We start from the raw sequence: 20,057 nt of genomic DNA on the forward strand, positions 1-20,057 counted from the left end.
GCCTTCATCGTGGACACCTTCTCCCGCCGCATCGTCGGCTGGTCCGCGTCGCTGTCGAAACAGTCCCAACTCGTCCTGGATGCCCTGGACATGGGCCTGTGGCAGCGCGACCGAGACGGCCGTCCGCCCGTCCCCGGCGAGTTGGTGCACCACTCCGATGCCGGGTCGCAATACACATCATTTCGCCTCGCCGAACACCTGGACTCGGCCCGGATCGCGGCCTCGATCGGGTCGGTTGGCGACGCTTACGACAACGCGCTCATGGAGTCGACGATCGGCCTGTTCAAGACCGAGGTCATCAAGCCGCAGCGGCCGTGGAAGACGCTGTCGCACGTCGAGCTCGCCACTGCCGAGTGGGTCGACTGGTACAACCACCGTCGACTTCACGGTGAGATCGGGCACATCCCACCCGCCGAATACGAAGCCAACTTCTACCGAGCAACCACGAATCTCCAGGTCACAGCCAACATCTGAGATCTCTATCGAACCCGGAACGGTTCAGGGTTAGGGACGGAGTCTTCGGTAAACGCGCCGCAGCGCTGTGATCGGGTCCGTAGGATTTGCACGGAATCACTTGAATCTTTCTACATAGGCTGAGAGCACCGTGAACGCTGCGACACTGCTGCTGCTTGGCGCCGCGGGGGGAGCGGTACGCGGAATCGTGCACGCCTACGACTGCATGACCGAATGGCTGAACGGGCGTCAGCAGTACCGGCTCGATCCCGACTCCGCTGCTGAAGGGCCGCCCGCGTTCCGCGCGTTCTACGATATCGGGGGCGAGTCCATCGCCGCCGTGGTGCACTCTCTGCTGGGAGCTCTGGTCGCCGGACTGCTGGGGATGTCAGGGCAGATTAGTGGCGGCTTCGCGGTGTTCGCTGCCGGCGCCTCGGCTCCGTTGGTCCTCGTCCAGCTCAAGAACTCGCGCTTGGCGGACGTCGTCCTGGGGGAGGGCACCGCTTCGACCGCCGTGAACCCCACGCAGCCCGCAGATGCCGCAGTCAACGGACCGGTCCTGCGCGGCACCCGGGAGACCACGCCCACACAACGCACCGCGAGCGATTCACCATCGTCGCCTGGGACGGACAGCCCGCCGGTTTCACGGCCTTCCTCACCTCCAGGCGCGGCGCACCGGCCGGCCACGGACGAGGACGGCGCCGGGTGAGCCGGCCCAGCCTGCTGCGCCGGGCCGCAGCAGCCACTCTCGGCACCAGCCGTACGCGTACCCGGGCCCCGGCACTGACGGCGGCCGTAGAACTTAGTCTCGCCCGCCGGGCCGCAGCTGCCGTCATCGGGATCCGCTCCTACCAGCCTGCCGGACAACCCGCAGCAGCCCGCCCGGCCAGCAACTCCGCTACAGCTGCCAGGGCCTGGATAGTGGACCGCCCCATCGACCGCACGCGCCCTTCCACCGGAATGGCACCGAGTGCGCAGCCAGAGAAGGGCACGGCCACTGCCCATCGTCCGCCGCACCCCAACGGCCCGTCCGGTCCGGGCCTGCCGACCCAGGCTGCTGTCGCTATCGGTCCCGCCTCACTCGTGGTGATCGGAGGAAGCGGCACACGCGTACATCAGATTCGGCGCCGACCGCAGCACGCCCTTGCGCTGGCTGCAATTGCCGCCACCATCGCCATAGCATTCACCGCATTCGGCTACCAACTACGCCCCATCGTCCAGCCCTCGCGCTCTGTCGGCAGCATGCCCGTCGTGAGCGGTGACGTGCCGGAGGCCTACCTCGGAAGTTGGACAGCCACCCTCGCCAACACCGAAGGCGAAAACACCAGATCACTCGTCATCAAGCAGGGCAGCATCGGTGACGACGTTCTAATTCTCGTCGCCGACGGCCCCACCGGCGAGAACACATACCACTGCGTGTTCTCGGCTGCCCTGACCGCCGCCCCCAGCAGCGGCACCCGACTGGAACTCGGTCCGAGCACCCTCACCTCCGGCACCCCGGCGGCCTCCTGCTCCCCGGGAACTGCCTCAACTCTCACCCTCAAAGACGACGGCACCCTGCACCGCTCCCTCGGAGGGCAAACGGTCGCCTACACCCGCACCCCGTAACGACCGCCACCGCCGCCTGCAGGTATGGCACGCTCCTGCGCCCAGAACACCGGCACCAGACAGAGCCATGCGCTCCCCCATCGGAGGACACATACCAACCCTGCGACCAATCCCAGCACTTCACACACCGACGCGATCACACCCGCAGTAGGGTGGCCGATTGACCGCCGAGCACTCGCGCAACACATACCAACTATGCCCGATTTGCCGGAATCAGCAAAAGTGTGTGAAAACGCGCCCCGGGCGAGGTAGACCCGCAGGTCGCGCAGTCTGCTCCCCGCACCCGCGGGGATGGTCCGAGCTTCCAGGTGGTGGCCGAGGTGTAGGAGACCTGCTCCCCGCACCCGCGGGGATGGTCCCGCCCGGCTCCAGCAGCGCCTTTCGAAGATGAACTGCTCCCCGCACCCGTGCGGGGATAGTCCCGGCGCCGGCCTCTCCCGGCCGCCCTTGCCGAGCTGCTCCCCGCACCCGCGGGGATGGTCCCGGGGCGCAGCTCGGCTCACGGCAGGCCCTCGCCTGCTCCCCGCACCCGCGGGGATGGTCCCGGCGCAGGTGCCAGACCGAGTGCGCGGCGCTGCTGCTCCCCGCACCCGCGGGGATGGTCCCAATGGTCGATTTTGTGCGGTGGTCGAACCGGTCTGCTCCCCGCACCCGCGGGGATGGTCCCCGCTCGAACTCGTCGACGGTCAGCAGCGCCACCTGCTCCCCGCACCCGCGGGGATGGTCCCAAGGCCTACCTGAGCGCGTACACCGTCATCGCCTGCTCCCCGCACCCGCGGGGATGGTCCCCAGTCGATGATCGCGTTGACCAGATCTGGGATCTGCTCCCCGCACCCGCGGGGATGGTCCCTTGGCGGCCGCCTCGGCGAGGGTGAGCGACGTCTGCTCCCCGCACCCGCGGGGATGGTCCCGTCGGTGCCTTCGCCGAATTCCTCCTGAAACTCTGCTCCCCGCACCCGCGGGGATGGTCCCGCTCGATCGCACACAGCACGGCGTGGCTGAACCTGCTCCCCGCACCCGCGGGGATGGCCCTGACCGTGGACCCAACCCGGATCGAAGACCTCGCTGCTCCCCGCACCCGCGGGGATGGTCCCCTCACTGACACGGACTCGCGGCTCCATCTCCGCTGCTCCCCGCCCCGCGGGGATAGTCCCGGCCGCTTCCGCCGCGTCATGGCTACCGCCCCTGCTCCCTGCACCCGCGGGGTGGTCCCGCCCTGCTGTCCCCGATGGGCGGGTAAAGGGCAGCCGCCTACGCGGCAAAAGGCTCCGTGAGGACCGCGACGCCTTGCCCAACGACCCGTCGCCTGTGCCGAACATTCAGACGACGGCCTATGTACGCTCATATACTCATGCGCGTCTTGTGCCGCAGCCGCTACCGTCCTTGCCCACGGAGCCACCGGAGGGGGAACGGGATGGCGGACCTGGCCACCTTTCAGATGAATCGGGCGCCCGCTCGCGCGGCACTCCAGGAGGACCATTTCCTGAAACTCGAGGCGGGCGGGCCCTTCGTCGAAGCGCTGCGGGCCCTCTTGGCGCCGCGGCCACCGGAACCGTCGCAGGAAAGCGAGGTTCAGGACGACGGGTTCACCGAGGCGTCAGGGACGGAGCCGTCGGGCACCGCTGTCGAAGGCGGCGAAGCAGCGGCATCGGGGCTGCAGGTCGCCGAGGCGGCCCAGGCGGCTGCCCGGCGCCATCTGGCCACACTGCCGGATGCATTGCAGGCATCCCTCGATCTCCAGGCCACCACGACTCCCCCGGACAGCTGGTTCCTGCGGCTGCTGCTCCGGCTGGACGAGTGGCTGTCCGCGGCAGACAACACCCCCTCCCCCGAGGCGTTCGACCGCTTCCTCCAGCGGCAGTTGGGCCGACTGGTGGATCAGGACGAGGTCGACCTGGCGACCTTCGACCCGGGCCCGGAGCGCACCACGACCTGCGCCGCGCTGGTGGACGTGCTGTGCGCAGCGCTGCTCGTGCCCGAGAGCTGGCAGACGGCGCAGCGCGCCGGTCGGCTGCTGCTGGTCGCCGGACTGGTCACGTTGAGGTTCGACCGGTGCCGGCCCTTCGAGTCGGCGGGCAGCATCGGTGAACTGCTCCAGCACCGCGCGCCGTTGCTGCCCTCGCCGCCGTTCCCCGAGGTTCTGCCGGACAAGCGGGTCCACTTGGTGCGGGCGGCGACAGTGAGCGATCTGTACGTCGTGCGCAGCGAGTGGCGATGCTATGAGGCCGGGGAGGTCGCGGACATCACCAACGTCCTGGCCAGGGAGAAGCTGGAGCACAAGCGGCTGAGCATCGAGGAGCGGGAGCTGACCGATGTGCTCGGCGAGGAGCGCGTCACCACCGAGGAGCGGTCGGACGAGTCGAAGGACCAGGTGGAGCTCTCCGAGGAGACCCAGCGCCAGGTGGATCTGGCTGTGCACGCGGAGGGCCAGGTCAGCAGCAGCGGCCAGTACGGTGCGGCCAAGGTCGACTCGACCGTCGGCGCCTCCGTGGACTTCTCGGTCTCCGATGCCATGCGCCGCGCCACCCGGGTCGCGCGCGAGGCGGTCCACCGGGCCACGGCCGCGATCGAGAACCGTCGGCGGACCGAGCGAACGGAGCGGATGCTCACCCGCACCGAGGTCACGGACACCCACAGCTTCGACAATCCGTCGCCGGAGCATGTGCGGGGCGTCTACCGCTGGGTCGACCGCATCGACCGCTACCAGGTCGTCCGGTATCCCAGTCGGCTGCAGCTGGAGTTCCAGCTGCCCGAGCCGGGCAACGCGCTGCGGCGTCTGCTGGCACCCTCCGGTACCGCGGCCTTGGACGACCCTGGAGTGTTCGCCCTGGAGCCCACTCAGATCGACCGTGCGTCCTGGTCGACGCTGGCGGCCCGGTACAAGGTGCTGGGTATCTCCCCGCCCCCGGACGAGAGCGTCGCGGTGAGCGTGACGGTCCACGGCAGCACGAGCACGCTGCCGAAGGACGAGGCGGTGTGGAACCTGGCTCCGGCGACCGCGAAGGAGGAGATCGCCCTGCCGCCCGGGTACGAGGCGGTGCACGTGTCGATCTCTGTGCGGGCCGATCCGCTGCTCGGCAAGTTCGTCCGCGAGTACACCGATTCCACCGGCACGGAGACGATCGAGCGCTTCCGCTCGCTGTCGGTGACCGCCACGGTCGCCGACCTCGCCGAATGGCACTGGCACCCGGGCGACCACGGCAACACCATCCAACCGGACCGCACCCAGCGCAAGAACGCCACCGCAGCCTGGCAACTCCCTTCTCAGAAAGGCCAGTTGACGTATCCGGTGCGCGACAAGCTGCCGGTACGGATCGTGGCTGCGGGCGCCGAGAGCGTCAGCGCCGCGGTCCTCGTGCAGTGCGCGCTCACGGACGCTGCGTACCAGTCGTGGCGTCAGGGCGTGTACGACCTGCTCCTCGCAGCCCACCAGGAGGCCCAGCGGGAGTACCGCGAGGAGCAGGCTCGTCTGGCGATGCGCGGAGCCTCGTCCGTGCGCGAGCGGTCGCCGGCGCGCAACCAGCAGATGGTCCGGGAGGAGCTCCGGCGGCTGGTGCTGGCCTGGCTGACCGACCAGTCGCCCTTTCCCGGGCGCCCGGCGGTGCTGGTAGACCATCCCGAGAACACCCACCTGCCGACCGCACTCGAGGTTGCAGCGGACATCCAGTTCCTGGAGCAGGCCTTCGAATGGCAGAACATGGTCTACGTCTGCTACCCGTACTACTGGGCCAGGACCGACCAATGGGACGATCTGCGACTCCTGGAGACCGCCGACCCGGAACTGGGCCAGTTCCTGCGGGCCGGGTCGGTCCGCGTAGTGCTGCCCGCTCGGCCGAGCATGCAGTGCCAGGTGGAACACTGGCTCGCCTTCCGCCAGCCGTGGGCCAGCGGCACCCCGCCCACCCCCGACAAGCCCGCCTACGTCTCCGTCACGCAGGAGATCCGCGATCAGTTGCTGCCCCCGCCCGACGGCATTCCCGGCGAGTCCTGGGAGGTGCGGCTGCCCACGCCGTTCCGCTGGCTCGACGCATCCGCGCGGCTGCCGCACAACCCGCGCGGTGTCCTTGGCCTGCCGCCCAACGAACCCGTCCGCCCGTTGTGCGACCACCCGGACGGTCACGGTGATCACGTCGACGGCGAGGAATGAGGCGTGCTGTACGTCCTCGAACCCGCAGCCGGGGAATCCGCACCGGCAAAGGCACCCCCGGGGGAGCCCGCGGCGGTGCCGGTGATGCTCAGGCTGGCCCCCGGGCAGACCGTGGAAGTCGACTTCGGCGTCCCCGAGGAGGCCGTGGCGGAACTCGTGGACTTCCTCTACCGGATCGGCGGTGCGCACCTTCTGGAGGAACTCCTGGACGAGCTCGCCGGCACCGACCCGCGGCGGGGGCCCGACACTCCGCAGGCACAACGCACCCAGCAGGCGGCCGGGCTGTGCCAGGCGCAGGTCGCGGCGGCACGGCTGCGCGCCCTGAGCGCGCTGCGCACCCTCGATGGCGTCGCCTTCGCAGTCCTCAGGGAGCAGTTGGACGCTGCGCGTGCCGCACTGCGTCTGTCCCGCTACGGGCTCGTCGAAGGCACCGACTACGCCTACCCCGTCGTGGCCGCCGATGCGGGGGCCCAGGAGACGTATGCGCAACTGCGTGCCGCAGTCCTTGACCTTGACGTCAAACGGCGCGCGGTGCGCCGGTGGGAGAACTTCACGATCCCCAACAACGCGCCGGCGGCGCGCGAGCAGTTCAACGCAGTCCTCGAGCCGTACGTGACGGCATACCGTGCGGCGATCCGCGACTGGCCCGTCCTGGCGGTGCGGGGACATCAGGTCATCGACGCGCTGGGCCGACGACAGCGCTCGGACGTGGCGTCCTGGGCCGCGGAGCGGGACGGCACCCCACTGGACGACCTGATCAAGGAAAATCTCGGTGAGGCGTGGCGGGAACTCATCGACGAGCAGCCGGACTTCCTGGACGGAGTCCGGTCCAAAGCCGCCGCTGCGGTCCGCATCGCCGAACAGCTCGCCCCGCCGCGGCTCGGCCGCCCGGAGCGCATCTTCGGCGTCCAGCATCCACTGTGGCGCTACCCCCACCTCGTCCATGCTGCACTGGAGCGTCTGGACCTGCGCCCCGGCGACATCGGATACGCCGCAGCGACCAGCGCGCTGAGCTATGCGGCGGAGCAGGCCGCGCTGGAACGGGCCGAGGAGACCCGCATGGAAGCAGTCCTGGGCTGGGCTTCCCTCGGTTTCGGCATCCTCGCCATGGTGCCTGTGGTGGGCCAGTTCGCTCTCCTCGCCACCGGGGTGACCTCGGCGGTCCGTGCGCTGCGCAGTTCCGTCGACTACCTCGATGCCAGCAGTCGGCGCAGCGCGCTGGGCCCGCTGGCCGACCGGTTCGGCTTCGCCGAGCCGAACGCGACAGGGTTCGTCGTGGATCTGCTGGGCCTGGTCAGCGACGTGGCCCTGCCGGTGCTCGGCAAGGCGCTGACCAGCGCGATCGTCCCGGCAGGCCGTCTCCTTGCCGCAGGGCGGATACAAACGGCGCTGAACACCGGCGAGCGGGTGGCGGACCTCGCCGCGTACACCATCGACGCCAACGCGGCCCTGCTGGACAAGAGACTGCGCACCGTGGGCCTGTCGGAGGTGGAAGGGCGGGCGTCTCCGTGAACGCGTTCGACATGCCCCCGCTGGGGCCGCTCGGTGCGGCAGCCAAGCAGAAGGCGCTGCGCTCCGCCACCCAGTCGGCACCGCATCCGCTCAAGACCGCCCCGGATCCCGAGCCACCCGTGCTGGGCCGGATCGTCTCGCCGCCCCCCGCCGTGGTCGACCTTGCCGAACAGGCCCACGCCCTGGCCGCTTTCCGCCCCCATCTCGACTTCCGCGCACTGCGTATCGCCCTGGAGGACGCATCCGCACACCTGCCGTCAGGCACGGCGCCGCGACTCGTCGCCCTCGCCGAGGAACGGCTCGCCGGCCGGTCGCTGACGCAACTCTCCGCCACCGATATGGATGGCCTGCGAGATGATCTGCGGCGGCAGATCGCCCGTTCCGCGCCAGGCACAAAGCGGTTGCAGCGCATACTCCGCGACCGGATGCGAGGCCTGCGCGGTATCCGGGCCGGGGGCGGCATGCTCGTGTCGACCGCGCGGGTTCAGGGCGGAGTGTGGATCTTCTTCCATACACGTGCCGCTCCACCGGAGATCGTCGGCGAGGCGTTCCTGCCGCTCCGTCGGGGGGCGCCGCTGCCCGCCCGGTTCCCTGACCCCGCGCAGGCCGGTCTCGTCGGGCAGCCCCGGTGGTGGGACGCCCAGCACCGGCTCAGCCCTGTGCGTCCACCCCATCCGCCGACGGTGCGCGCCTCGTCCGAACTCGGTTCCCAGGCGCTGGAACTGGGACCGGATCTCGTCCTGGACGCCGTCGGCCGTGCCGAGCAGGCGGCGCAAGCGGCGCAGATACGCTCGCGTGCCGTGCTCCCCACGGCCCGCACCACAAAGCAGCGCATCAGCACCAGCGACCGGATCCTCGACTACGACGTGTCGGCCGCAGAGGTGGCGGGCGGCGAGTGGGACACCAGAGTCCGGCTCCTCGTGCGGACCGGGCCTGAGGTCACACGGCTGCCGAGCACAGCACTCGACGGCATACTGTCTCCCCCGGGCACGTTGGACCCCACCCAGAAGAACCCCGCACTGCGCAATCTGGCCCGCTGCCATGCGCTCGGCCCCGTCCTCGGCGACGAGACACTGCTCGGCCTCGCTTACGGTCCGCACGAGGCGTTCAATCTCCTTCAGGTCAACACGGTGGAGGCCTTCGCCCGATGGGACTTCAAGCGGACCGGCCGGCTCAATTTCAAGGCCGAGACGACGATGGCCGTCAGCGTGTACCTCGCCCACATCGACGTGGGCGGAAAGAAGGTCCCGTTCCTCAGGGCCGCGCACTACGAGGTTGAACTGGATGACGGCCAGTTCGCCAAATTCGTCCTCACCATCGACGGCTCCGGGCGCGTGACCAAGGAAGTGCGGATCGGTGCAGGCGAGGGCCTGTCCCTCGACTGACGCATTGACGAGGGCGGACACGGACGTGGAGCCGGCGCCCAGAATGATCTGCCTCTTCGATGCCCCAGCGTGCTCTTCGAGTGCACCAAGCGGACACGGCGACAAAGATCACCGACGGTCACGGGGATGCCCGGATCGAGCCGTGCCTGGGACCATCCCCGCGGGCGCGGGAAGCAGCGGATTGACCGGGACGGACTCGCTAGCTGGATGGGACCATCCTCGCAGGGATGGTTTCCCTGGGCTCTGCTGTGCATCAACGTGGACGACTCCTGCTCCCCGCACCCGGGGGGATGGACCCGCGACGCTGGTCGCCGCCTGATGGCGCTCTGGCTGCTCCCCGCACCCGCGGGGGTACGGCCGGCCCGACGCACGGCGGAGGTTCCCGGGCCCTGTGGTGGTGAACGGCGAGCCGCCGCTACGTCAGGGCCCGCGCGGCCTGGAAGTCTGTCTGCGCCTGCTCCTGGGAGGCACCCTGCGCGAGCCGGAGGCGACGCTGCGCGCCTACGGATAGCTGACCGACTGCTCCCCCCGGCGTCAGGACCGCACTGGAGGCCCCTGCCTTGCGTACTGGTAGGCCCTCACAAAATCCGCATCTGCATGTAGAAGGCATACCGAACGGCTCCGAGCAGCCTTCGTCCCCGTAGCGACCCGCACTCCTGGCCGGACGGCACCAAAGGGCTTTCCACCCGCGCCGCCCACGCTGGCCATCCCCGCGGGTGCGGGGAGCAGAGGGCGTCGACGAGATCCCTCAGCTCGGCCCAGGGGCCATCCCCGCGGGTGCGGGGAGCAGTGCAGCGAGAAGGCCGCCCTGCCGGGCGTCGCCGGGCCATCCCCGCGGGTGCGGGGAGCAGACGAACGCCATGTGGCCGGACCTCCCGGACCGGGGGCCATCCCCGCGGGTGCGGGGAGCAGGTTCGCCGCTTCAGGCCAGGTCGGCGGGCCCGGGGGCCATCCCCGCGGGTGCGGGGAGCAGTGGGGGACGGGCGAGCTGGGGCAGGTCGCCCGGGGGCCATCCCCGCGGGTGCGGGGAGCAGGCACTGCTGTTTGGACGGATGGCGGACAGGGGGGCCATCCCCGCGGGTGCGGGGAGCAGGGCCACCGGGCAACCCCACTCGCGTGTGTGGTGGGGCCATCCCCGCGGGTGCGGGGAGCAGACGGAACCCCATGGACCCGGGATTCAGGCAGAGGGGCCATCCCCGCGGGTGCGGGGAGCAGCCGTCACCCAGGTCGGTCCTGACCTGCGCGCTGGGGCCATCCCCGCGGGTGCGGGGAGCAGGGTCTCCAGCAGGCGCTGAAGAAGACCAAGGAGGGGCCATCCCCGCGGGTGCGGGGAGCAGCACAGACCGTAGCTGTCGTCCAGGCCCACCGGGGGGCCATCCCCGCGGGTGCGGGGAGCAGGTGGCACATCACACCCCGAATCCCAGGTCGAAGGGGCCATCCCCGCGGGTGCGGGGAGCAGGTCACCGCACCGATCGCACCGAGCGACTGGCCGGGGCCATCCCCGCGGGTGCGGGGAGCAGGAGCCAGGCGCCCCCGGCTCTGAATACGGTGCAGGGGCCATCCCCGCGGGTGCGGGGAGCAGCGGCCGCCGCGCCCGAGGATCTTGGCGATTTCGGGGCCATCCCCGCGGGTGCGGGGAGCAGGGCCCGTCGGCCTGGAAGGCAGTCGCGGCCGAGGGGCCATCCCCGCGGGTGCGGGGAGCAGATCCCGCTGACACGACCGCAGAGGGCCCGTCAGGGGCCATCCCCGCGGGTGCGGGGAGCAGACCATCGTCGCCGTCTACGCGGCCGTCCGTGAGGGGCCATCCCCGCGGGTGCGGGGAGCAGACTGCCCGACCTGGGGCTTTAGGGCCGCCTCACTGGATTTTGGAGCACTTTCACACAATCCGGCATTTCGGGCATCAATTCTGTCGACGTCGAGGGCAACGGCGGAAGTACGGGCGGGAGTTCGTGACCAGTGGTCGGCGGACCGGGAGCTTCGGGTTGAGCTCGCGGCCCCTGGCATCGACGCAAGAGTCGGCGTGCCAGACGTCTCAGTATCTGCTGGGAGCCTGCAGTGCCGCAGGAGTGTCGTTCCGGTCTCGCTCGATTCCATGGCGACAGCAGTGGATCGCGGCGTCGTCTATGGGGTGGGGCGGACTTTGCTGCTGACCGGGACGAACTTCCCATCGCGGTAGCTCCAGGTGTTGTCGGCTGCTCCTGAGGGGCAGCAGTTGGCGTCCTCGGGGCTGTAGAACGTCTCTGTGGCCGTGATGCGGTTGCGGCTGATCTTCTCGATGCGGAGGAAGTTGGGTGGTTCACCGAGTCGTGGCTGCTGTCCTTCGATGGTGCCCAGGTGGCGCAGGCGTCCGGTGGATCCGTCGAACACCATGACGCCGAAGGCCCGTTGGCCTGCCGCGGTCGAGTTGTGGTTGGCGCAGATCACCGGTAGGGCTGCCTCCCATTGGCCGTCTCCTGTGAGATCCCCGTAGACGACTTCACTCGTGAACGCGCTGACGTCCTGGGGCATGTTCGGCTCCGGTCCGTCGAATGTCGACGTCACGCCCGTCGCTGTGCCGTCCCGGAGCTTGATGGGGCCTCGGTGCCGGCACAGGCTGCCGGGGACCGTCGTGTTTCGCCAGTCGAGGACCTCGAGGTGCAGTGGGTCTGCGTGCGGCTTTGCTGCAGAGGTGCTGTTGTCCCCGCGTGCGTTCAGCCACCATGCGCCGCCGCCCGCCAGGAGGACCGCGGCGGCGATGGCGGCGGCCAGAACAGGGCGGCGGGCTGCTGGGCGGCTCATCGGCGAACCGTGCTCAACCCTTCGTGTCCGAGGACTCGGAGCGGGTGAAGTCGCGTCCTTGCCAGGCCGAGCCGTGAATCGTGCTGTTGTTGATGACGTTGTGCACGCTGCCGCCTTCTGTCGCCTTCTCCGCTGCAGCGGCCCACTGCTGCAGGTGCGTCCGGAAGTCCGCGTCCAGGGCGGCCCGGACGGCGAGTGCCGTGCTGAGTGCGTGCGCGCGGTCGGCGTTCGACGGGTCCGCGCCCAAGGCGGTCATCTCGCCCTCGCCGGTGGAGGCGGGTGAGCCATCGGGCAGTGCGGGGACGGGGCGGCGCACCAGCGTGGTGAGTCCCGACCATGCCTGGCGGCCGATCTCTCCGCCTGCGCCTCCTGCGACTGCGACCAGCAGTCCCACGGATACCGGATCCATACGAACACCCCCTGAAGTTACTCGGTCACCTTGAGTGGACATCGTAGGGGGTGCTCTGGTTGCATCGGTCGGGAACGGGGGCACATGATGGTGCATCAGGCGGACAGCCGGGACGGCACGCAGAACAAGATTGACAATTCGGATATCGGCGGGTCTGTCATCCAGGCGGGCAGCATCTTCTACATCGTCCGCAACGGCTTTCGCAGGGTCGAAGTCGTCGTGGGCGCAGTCTTCTTGACGGCGCTGGTTGCAGCCGGCGGGATTCTGCTCCCGACCTGGCTCGACGACGGCAAGTCCTCGGCCGGGGACGGCAAGTCCGCGCCGGGCCGTCCGCGGGCGGACTCGGACACGACTGTCTGGGGCTGCCGCGAGTCGGCTGTCGTGCCGGGGATGGAGATCACGCCGCGCGGGATGGCGCCGCTGGAGTCGTTTCCCCGCGGCGGGGTGAAGGCCTCCGGGAGCAGTATCAGCATCGTGCTGCAGGGCAGCAGCGACGAAGAGCTGCTGCTGACCGGGGCGCGGGCGCAGATCGTCTCCCGGCATAGACCGGTTCGCGGTCTCCATGTCGGCAATCCGTGTGGCTCGGATGCCCCCAGGCGGGTGTTCACCCTCGATCTCGACCAGAGCGCCGCTGCGTTGAAGGCGGTACCGGACGCGGAAGCCGGGGCGGCACCGTTCAGGGGGTGGCCGTACGCCGTGAAGCGGGGCGATGCCGAGTACTTCCTCGTGAAGCCCCAATCGACCCGCTACGAAACCGAGTTCCGCATCCTCCTGTCGTGGCGCAGCGGCGGGCGCGGCGGCACCCTGGTGATCGATGATCGCGGAAAGCCGTTCCGGGTCACCGCCAGTACGGCAGCGGAGCAGACGTGCGTCACGGTCCGGGATCAGACCATGTACTGGCTGATGCCTGCGGATTCATCATCATGCCCGGACGAGGACTGATGGGGCGTCGTCCGCAGGCGGTCCCGCGATGGCGTGTGAGGCTGCCGGCGATGGCCGTGGTGGCGGGCGTGCTCGTCACTGGATCGGCCTGCCAGCCGGGTTCCGGGGCGGGGCACGACGACGACCGGCCGCCCGGCGCCGTCCGGTGGCGCAGTGTCCCGCAGGCCCGCCTTCCCGGCGGCTTCCTCGGCTTCGAGCCGCGCCAGGTCCTGGCCACCACGGACGAGTTCATTGTCTCCGGGACGTCGGAGCAGGCCGGCGTGCGGTTGTACGGCTCGAAGGGCGGCGTGTCCTGGTACCGCGCGGACCCCGGGGAGGGATTCCCCGGCTACGCGGCCGCGCACGGCAAGCAGCTGGTGCTCGCGGGTCAGGTGAGCAACGGAGGCGCCCTTGTCCCGGCGGTCTGGCGGACACGGGATGCGCGGCGTTGGAAGGACGCGGAGGTCCTTCCGGGCGGTGTCGCCTCGGATGAGGTGCTCGCTGTCTCTGCCGGCCCGCGGGGCGCGGTCGTCGTTGCGCACGATGGCGGTCCCTTCTCCGAGGGCGAGGACGGTTCGTCCGGCTACCGCGGTGAGTCGCTGCGCCTGTGGACCGCGCGCGATGGGGGTCCGTTCGGGCAGCCCCGGCAGATTCCCTGCCCCGCCTCCCCCGAGTACGAGCCGCAGGTGGCTGCTGTGGCCGACGCGGAGGGGTTCGTGGTGACGGCCAACTGCACCAACGGGTCCGGGTACATCAAGCGGCTCGTCGTGGCCTCGGCAGACGGCGGGAAGTGGCGGGCCGGGCCGGCTGCCTTCAGGCGGCAGAGCACGATGGCCGGTGTGTCCGGAGCGCGGGGCAGCGTTCTGGTGACCCGCACCGAGAGCAGCGGCGCCAATCCCGGTGTGTTCGCGTCCACGCTGTGGAGCCGCCGGAGCGGTGAGAGCGCTTGGGCTCGCGGCCGCCCTCTCGACGTGGGCGAGATCCCCGATTCGGGTGTGGCGCCGCGCGACCAGCAGAGCATCAACGCGGTCAGCGCGGTCTCCGGCGGATTCTTCGCTGCGGGCCGTTCGCTCGATCTCCGCCGAGGACCGGTCGGCGCGCTCTGGGCCTCACCGGACGGCAGGCGGTGGACCAAGCAGGCCACGAGGAGCAACGGGTTCGACTCGGTCTTCGACCTGTACGGGGCGGCGGAAGTCCACGGCCGCTTCATCCTGCTGGGCGACGGCCAGGACGCGAAAGGTGGGGCCCGCTTGTGGCTGGGCCGCTACGGCACGCGGCCACCCGCCCAAAGCAGCAGCGGCATCGCCCCATTCGCCCGCACCTGGTCCTGGGGGCACGGCTCCCTCACCATCGGCAAGACAGGCGGCTTCACCTATCGCTGGCGTCTCTTTCGGGACTGCGACACCGAACCGGCCCCCTGCGACACAGCGACGGTCTGGGGAGGCCGGGCAACCGGCACTCTGAAGACGGTCGGCAACGGGACGCTGCGCGGCCGGCTCAGCACCACGAACGCCCCCGACGACCCCGCCTACCGCAAAGGCGCCGTGATCGAGGTGAAGCGCAAGCCCTACAGCGCCGTCCACGTACGCGTCGACGGCAAGGACCACGGATACTTCTGCGCCGCGGGAGCGGAGGACTCCCGCTGCACCGCGCCGCACGAGTAGAAGCGGCGCCGAGTATGTCCCGGCGGCGCTGCCGCAGCTGGTCACGGTTCCATGAGTGTGGCGGGGTCGTTGTTGTAGACCACGGGGTCGGCCCGGACGAAAGCACCCTGGGCGGGGGATGCGGCGCCTCCCACGTACAGGGCCCGGTAGGGGGAGTACGGGTGCGTGGGGTCTGCTCCGGTGGCGAGCGCGGTCAGCCGGAAGTCCTGCTGAATGGTGACCCACACGGGCTTGCTGTCGCCGGGCACGACGACGCGCAACCGGTAGCTGTAGGCGCAGTTCTGGCGGCGCGTGCGGACGAACAGGCTGAGGGTCTCCGCTTCCCCGGGTTTCAAGGTGATGGTGCGCCGGGCGAAGTAGTCCTGCCCGTCTTCGTCCTGGGCGGTGGGCTGCGGTGCATCCATGTCGAACAGCAGGCCGATGTTCTCGTCCTCGCCTGAGCCGCCGACGGGGGCGTAGAAGAGCGTCCCGCCGCCGGCCGGACTGCGGCAGTCGTGCTTCTCAAGGTCGATGCCGGTGATGCGTACGGTCTTGTCCGACGCTCCGCTCAGCGTCACGTTGATCGCCGAATCCTCCGCCCACACAGCTTTGTGCTCGGCGAACCAGGACGAAAACGTTGCCTTGTGGCCGGCCCCGCCCTGCCAGAACTTGTCGTGGTTTATCTCGTCCAGTCGGCCTGGTCCCAGATCGAGCCGCTGGGGAAGCACGAAGCTTCCCGCCTGCTCGACGCGGGCAACATCGTCCACCGACACGGGATCGTCGTCGCTGTCCGCGGGCGGACGAAACTGCCAGGCCACCACAGCCGCTACACCGACGGCCACTGCAATCACGGCGGCGAGCACGGCTCTTGTGCGGGCGGTGCGCGGCATCCTCAGGTGGGTCCCGTTCACGGCAGCGGCGTCGCGCTGAGGCTGGTCTGCGGATTCCCCAACAGCCCTGTCACGTGACGCCGAGGACGCCTGGGCTGAGGACGTGCTCGGCGCGGGGGCAGCGTGGTCGTACAGCGTGTGCCGGAACTCTGCGAGCAGGCGCGTCTTGTACTTCCGGCGCCTGACGGTGTTCCCCGCGACCGGAGGGTCCATCCAGTCCCCTGCCAGCGCCTGTCGGCTCTCCAGGCTCCGTGCGCTGGGGGCGTACTGGTCGGGCGTCTCCTTCGGCCCCCAGGTGACCAGACCAAACAGGGCGCCCACGGCGAGAGTGCTGCGCGCAACGGGATCCTGCGGGTTCGCATTGAAAGCGTCTTGTGCCTGGTCGACGATCTCGCGCAGCAAAAGCTGGAAGGCGCGGGCACGTTCGCCTGGAGTGTCGGGCACGGGTATGCGAGGTGCCGGCAACCAGTCGAGCAGGTAGGGGCAGCCTTCGATGACGGACCGGGTCGCCTGCCGGCCGACCAGAATCTCGAGTTCCTTCATGCGTTCCACGTCGGAATCGGCAGACGGCAAGCGACTCCCCTTCCCCGAGCTCTGCCGGGAGGCTAGCGCAGCCGGGCAACCCGGGCACCGAAATTCGGAACGGCAGACCCCAACCCCTATACCGGGCCTGCCAGTCTCGTGCCAAACCTCCGATTCCTGCAGGTCAGAACACTGCCGAAAACCCGCCAGTAGAGCTGCCATCCAACCGTTCCGCCAAGCCTGAGCCTGGAGAAGGAACCGGTGTCCGCCTGGGCGCCGGGAGGCAACGGCCCATGCGGAGGCACGCGATGAAGTACGTGGAATTCCTGGGACCCATGGCCCAGTTCGTCTTGGGCTACGGACTCGGACGGGCGCACCAGTGGTCGCGGCACTGGCGGACCACTCCGCTCAAGCGGCGCCTGGAGAGGGCCGCGGCCGCATTCCGCAAGCCCGGATAGCGCTCGCCTGGAGAGGACGACAAGGGAGGGCTGCTGGGCTACAGCAGCCCTCCGCTCGCCATCACTCGAGCAGTATCTGAAGTGGCTGGCCCAAGAGAAGGCCGCGCTCGGTGCCGCATCGGGAGAACACGGCCTGAGTCGAGGACAGGCGGATAAAGAACAGCCAGTTGACACGCCACCTCGTCCCTCCGCAGGTAATGTGATCGATTCCTTGCAGAGCACCATGGAACCCCATGCCACCTATGACTGAATTGCCAGAATCGACGAAAGTGTGTGAAAACCCGCCTCGGGCCGGGTAACCCGCAGGTCACGCAGCCTGCTCCCCGCACCCGCGGGGATGGTCCCACAATGCGTGCGCTGACCGTAGTACGTGTGGTCTGCTCCCCGCACCCGCGGGGATGGTCCCGCGATTCCCTCGTACGTGCCCGTGCTCTCCGGCTGCTCCCCGCACCCGCGGGGATGGTCCCGGCAGATGCCACTCGATGTTCGTCTGCACGTGCTGCTCCCCGCACCCGCGGGGATGGTCCCATGGGGTCGGTGACCAGCTCGTCGTTGCGGAGCTGCTCCCCGCACCCGCGGGGATGGTCCCTTGGCGTCCTCCTCGAACGCCAGGGCCTGCGGCTGCTCCCCGCACCCGCGGGGATGGTCCCGCCATCAGGCCCCGCCTCCCTGCCGCATGACGCTGCTCCCCGCACCCGCGGGGATGGTCCCTTCCCCAACGGCGCACGGTACTTGTCGGGGTCCTGCTCCCCGCACACGCGGGGATGGTCCCCGGCTCGCGCGGGCGAGCCGGGCGTCGAGGTCCTGCTCCCCGCACCCGCGGGGGTACGGCCAGCCCCACGTACGGCGGAGGTCCCCGGGCCCTGTGGTGGTGAACAGCGAGCCGCGGCTACGTCCGGGCCCGCGCCGCCTGGAAGTCTGTCTGCGCCTGCCCCTGGAGGCACCCTGCGCGAGCCTGAGGCGACGCTGCGCGCCTACGGATAGCTGACCGACTGCTCCCCCCGGCGTCAGGACCGCGCTGGAGGCCCCTGCTTTGCGTACTGGCGGGCCCTCGCAGAATCCGCATCTGCATGTAGAAGGCATACCGAACGGCTCCGAGCAGCCTTCGCCCCCGCAGCGACCCGCACTCCTGGCCGGACGGCACCGAAGGGCTTTCCACCCGCGCCGCCTACGCTGAAGCTGGATTGCCGGTCCATCGGTCCACCCGCACGAGGCCCTTCATCGCCTGCGCACCATCTCCATTGGCTACCGAAAGGCGGCGGCTGACCTTTTGCGCCCAGCTTTGATTATTTTTCGAGGAATTCGCCCTCCCGACAGGGTCTGCCCGTAAGTCGCACACCGCACACCGGGCTCCCTTTGCGCTCTTTGTGACATAGAAGCGAGTTGGAGGGGCGGCAGTGTCAGACTGTGTCCCTCAGCGAGGGGAATGGATCATGGCGTTCGGTTTCCGTGTCGGAGTTCCGGGGATGAGTGTGCGCGTCTCGACACGCGGGGTGCGGACCTCGGTCGGTCCCCGTGCGGCGAGGATCAGCGTGGGCAGCGGCGGCACCAGGGTGTCGTCGGGACTCGGCCCCTTCTATGCCTCCAGTTCCCTCAGCGGCAGCCAGCGCCGGACCAGCACGCGTCGCACCACAGGATCCCGGCCCGTGACGCCGTCAGCCGCGCAGCTGGAGCGGGCACGCCGCCAGGCGGAACGGGCACAGCAGGACGCGGAGCGGGATGCCGCCATTGCCCAGTTGCGGGAGCTGAGGAGGCGGACGACCAGCGTTCACCTGCAGTCGTTCCCTGCTGCACACCCGCCTGCGATTCCGGGCCTTCCGCAGTTGGGTATGCCCTGGGCGCTCGCCGAGGCCCAAGCCTTTCACCTGCGGGGAGTGGGATGGTTGGCCCGTGGTGATCGGGCTGCCGCCAAGCACTGCGCAGAACAGGATGCGGCCCGGTATCTGGCTGAGGAGACTGCGCGGCTGCACGCCGTGCATGAACGGATGCGCATGGAAGCCGGGCAGTGGTGGCGGGCGCTGCTGGCAAACGACGAGGAGACCGTCTGTGAGGCGGTGAACACCGCCTTTTCCGACAATCCGGCAGCCGGCTGCGCCGTCGGCATGGACGGTGCGGTCCTGTCGGTCGTGATGCGCGCGCAGGACCTCGACGCCATGCCGGCCCAGACCGCCGGCCTCACGCCCAGCGGGCGCCCGACGTTGAAGAATCTGACCAAGCGCGACCGGGTCCTGTGGTGGCTGACGTCCATGGGCTCCAACATCGTCGCCACCCTCATGGAGGGCTTCGCCACCGCCCCGAACATCACCGGCATCGATCTCGCCGTCCTCACTCGTCTGCCCGACACCCAGCGTCTCGGATTCGTCGCCTATGGCCGCTGGAGCCGGCAATCCATCGAGTCCACTTCCTGGCGCGAACCCGAGGACGCCCTGCGGTTCCTGGATATCGGCCAGGACGTCGCCTGCTCCGTCACCACCACCGCGTCCGGCACCTTCTCCAGCACCATCAAGCCATTGGACGCCACCCGCGTACCCGGCCTCCAGGAACTACTGGATCACGCTCAGGACGAGCCGGACGACCGCGAGTCCGCTGCCTCCCTCGCCGGTCTCGACCGCACCCTGGGCGCTGGCATTACGCCCGACGACCGGACCACAGTCGACGATCCCTACCGGATCAAACCCTTCGCGGAATGGAAGCACGGGGCCGCGCCGCAACCTCCCCCTGCCTCCGCCCCGGTGACACCTGCCGCCTCCGCCACGGAGCTCGTTCCCGGCCAGAACCTGGTCCTGCCCGATGATGCTCTGCACGGGCTGGGCATCGCCTTCCGCTTTGCCGGTGCGGATGCGGACCTCAGCCTCTTCCTGCTCGGCGACAACGGCCGCGTGACCGCGGACGAAGACTTCGTCTTCTACAACCAGCCCTCGACCACCGACGGCGCAGCACGCCTCGCGGAAAAGCAGCAGGAAGGGCCCCACACCGTCGAACGAGCGACCATCCATCTGTCCGTCCTGCCCGAGCGGGTACGGCGCGTCGCCATCGCCATCAACATGGACGTCGACACCGGCCTGACCTGCGGATCCCTCTCTTACGCCGTCTGGGACATGGAATGTGTGACCGGGACCGCTTGGACGTTCAGGCCTCCGGCAGACCCCAGCATCCGCGCCATGGTCATCGCTGAGCTGTACCGGCACGCCATCGAGGGCCGTTCCGTGTGGAAACTCCGCGCTCTGGGCCAGGGCTGGGCCGAGGGCCTTGACGGACTCGCCCGTGCCCACGGCATCGACGTGGAATAGCGGTCGAACAGAACCCCCACGGAAGCGACTGATCTCCGAAC

13 protein-coding genes and 3 CRISPR repeat arrays are annotated in these 20,057 nt (G+C 69.7%); of the genes, 10 read left to right on the forward strand and 3 right to left on the reverse strand.

The genetic code is table 11. The features are described from left to right. The 6 genes from IE265_RS35120 to IE265_RS35145 all read left to right on the forward strand — a co-directional run. Nucleotides 1-474 (forward strand): integrase core domain-containing protein (locus tag IE265_RS35120; RefSeq protein ID WP_190039831.1); only part of this gene is annotated, 474 nt, incomplete at its 5' end. Between the two features lie 130 nt (nt 475-604). Then, the gene (locus IE265_RS35125) at nt 605-1,162 is read left to right on the forward strand and encodes a hypothetical protein (RefSeq protein WP_190039832.1); all 558 of its coding nucleotides are present in this window, start codon (nt 605-607) and stop codon (nt 1,160-1,162) included. Nucleotides 1,163-1,704: 542 nt separating this feature from the next. After that, the gene (locus IE265_RS35130) at nt 1,705-2,061 is read left to right on the forward strand and encodes a hypothetical protein (protein WP_190039833.1); all 357 of its coding nucleotides are present in this window, start codon (nt 1,705-1,707) and stop codon (nt 2,059-2,061) included. Between the two features lie 455 nt (nt 2,062-2,516). Then, nucleotides 2,517-3,155: direct repeats of the CRISPR family, unit length 29 nt; unit sequence CTGCTCCCCGCACCCGCGGGGATGGTCCC. A 623-nt stretch (nt 3,156-3,778) separates the two neighbouring features. Next, nucleotides 3,779-6,208, forward strand: coding sequence for a hypothetical protein (locus IE265_RS35135; protein ID WP_190039834.1), 2,430 nt, complete (start codon nt 3,779-3,781; stop codon nt 6,206-6,208). 3 nt (nt 6,209-6,211) lie between these two features. Continuing rightward, entirely contained in the window at nt 6,212-7,720 is a 1,509-nt protein-coding gene (locus IE265_RS35140) for an RNA-dependent RNA polymerase family protein (RefSeq protein ID WP_190039835.1), read from the forward strand. Beyond that, entirely contained in the window at nt 7,717-9,105 is a 1,389-nt protein-coding gene (locus IE265_RS35145) for a hypothetical protein (protein WP_190039836.1), read from the forward strand. The genes IE265_RS35140 and IE265_RS35145 overlap by 4 nt, the downstream gene beginning before the upstream one ends. 700 nt (nt 9,106-9,805) lie before the next feature. Beyond that, nucleotides 9,806-10,931: direct repeats of the CRISPR family, unit length 29 nt; unit sequence GGGGCCATCCCCGCGGGTGCGGGGAGCAG. A 295-nt stretch (nt 10,932-11,226) separates the two neighbouring features. On the opposite strand, the gene IE265_RS35150 is transcribed toward IE265_RS35145, so the two are convergent. Continuing rightward, nucleotides 11,227-11,883, reverse strand: coding sequence for a hypothetical protein (locus tag IE265_RS35150; RefSeq protein ID WP_190039837.1), 657 nt, complete (start codon nt 11,881-11,883; stop codon nt 11,227-11,229). 13 nt (nt 11,884-11,896) lie between these two features. After that, nucleotides 11,897-12,292: a hypothetical protein gene (locus IE265_RS35155; protein ID WP_190039838.1), complete on the reverse strand. Its 396-nt coding sequence runs from the start codon at nt 12,290-12,292 to the stop codon at nt 11,897-11,899. 84 nt (nt 12,293-12,376) lie between these two features. On the opposite strand from IE265_RS35155, the gene IE265_RS35160 reads away from it, so the two are divergent. Both IE265_RS35160 and IE265_RS35165 read left to right on the forward strand, forming a co-directional pair. Next, nucleotides 12,377-13,234 carry a hypothetical protein gene (locus IE265_RS35160; RefSeq protein WP_190039839.1) on the forward strand — a complete coding sequence of 286 codons (858 nt, stop codon included), beginning with the start codon at nt 12,377-12,379 and terminating at the stop codon, nt 13,232-13,234. Further along, nucleotides 13,216-14,877 carry a hypothetical protein gene (locus tag IE265_RS35165; RefSeq protein WP_190039840.1) on the forward strand — a complete coding sequence of 554 codons (1,662 nt, stop codon included), beginning with the start codon at nt 13,216-13,218 and terminating at the stop codon, nt 14,875-14,877. The genes IE265_RS35160 and IE265_RS35165 overlap by 19 nt, the downstream gene beginning before the upstream one ends. A 41-nt stretch (nt 14,878-14,918) precedes the next feature. Here the strand turns inward: IE265_RS35165 and IE265_RS35170 are convergent, their stop codons facing one another. Then, nucleotides 14,919-16,298 (reverse strand): hypothetical protein, encoded by a 1,380-nt coding sequence (locus IE265_RS35170; protein ID WP_444545248.1) that lies wholly within the window; start codon nt 16,296-16,298, stop codon nt 14,919-14,921. A gap of 278 nt (nt 16,299-16,576) precedes the next feature. Here IE265_RS35170 and IE265_RS35175 point away from each other — a divergent pair, with 278 nt between their 5' ends. Beyond that, entirely contained in the window at nt 16,577-16,726 is a 150-nt protein-coding gene (locus tag IE265_RS35175) for a hypothetical protein (protein ID WP_190039841.1), read from the forward strand. A gap of 316 nt (nt 16,727-17,042) precedes the next feature. Beyond that, nucleotides 17,043-17,559: direct repeats of the CRISPR family, unit length 29 nt; unit sequence CTGCTCCCCGCACCCGCGGGGATGGTCCC. Nucleotides 17,560-18,372: 813 nt separating this feature from the next. Beyond that, nucleotides 18,373-20,016: a TerD family protein gene (locus tag IE265_RS35180; protein WP_229916912.1), complete on the forward strand. Its 1,644-nt coding sequence runs from the start codon at nt 18,373-18,375 to the stop codon at nt 20,014-20,016. Nucleotides 20,017-20,057: the final 41 nt, after the last annotated feature.

The sequence above is a fragment of the Streptomyces fructofermentans genome, from assembly GCF_014651055.1.
Classification (GTDB): Bacteria; Actinomycetota; Actinomycetes; order Streptomycetales; family Streptomycetaceae; genus Streptomyces; species Streptomyces fructofermentans.